Source organism: Streptomyces fildesensis (genome assembly GCF_016107395.1).
In the GTDB taxonomy this organism is placed as follows: Bacteria; Actinomycetota; Actinomycetes; order Streptomycetales; family Streptomycetaceae; genus Actinacidiphila; species Actinacidiphila fildesensis.
Genome location: NZ_JAAIKO010000178.1, coordinates 1 through 483, shown reverse-complemented (window position 1 = coordinate 483; position 483 = coordinate 1). Strand labels below are relative to the sequence as shown.

1 protein-coding gene is annotated in these 483 nt (G+C 71.0%); it reads left to right on the top strand.

Annotated elements, in window-relative coordinates; all coding sequences use genetic code 11:
* Nucleotides 1-89: 89 nt before the first annotated feature.
* A partial coding sequence (locus tag C6N31_RS47215) for an HAD-IC family P-type ATPase (RefSeq protein ID WP_307811616.1) occupies nt 90-483 on the top strand: 394 nt, incomplete at its 3' end.

The window sequence follows — 483 nt, the reverse complement described above, 5'->3', positions numbered from 1 at the left end:
GCGAAGCGCTGGCCGCCGAGTTCGCCGCAGGGAACCGCGTGGTCGCCGTGGCCACCCGTACCCCGGTGGGCGAAGAACGGCCCACTGCCGTGGATGAACGAGGCCTTCGTCTCGCCGGCCTGTTGGTCTTCCTCGACCCGCCCAAACCCGACGCTGCCGCGGCGCTGCTGAGGCTGGCCGGTCTCGGGATCACGGTCAAGATCGTCACGGGGGACAATCCGGCGGTCGCGGTCAAGGTCTGCGACGACCTCGGACTGCCCTCCGGACGAGCGCTGACCGGGGTTGACCTCGACGCGCTGGACGACGCCGAACTCGCCGCGGCGATCGTACGCACCACCGTCTTCGCCCGGGTCAGCCCTGAGCACAAGGCACGGATCGTCCGGATCCAGCGGACGACCGGCGGCGACGTCGCGTTCCTGGGCGACGGAGTCAACGACGCGCTGGCTCTGCACGCCGCCGACGTGGGCATCTCCGTGGAGTCCG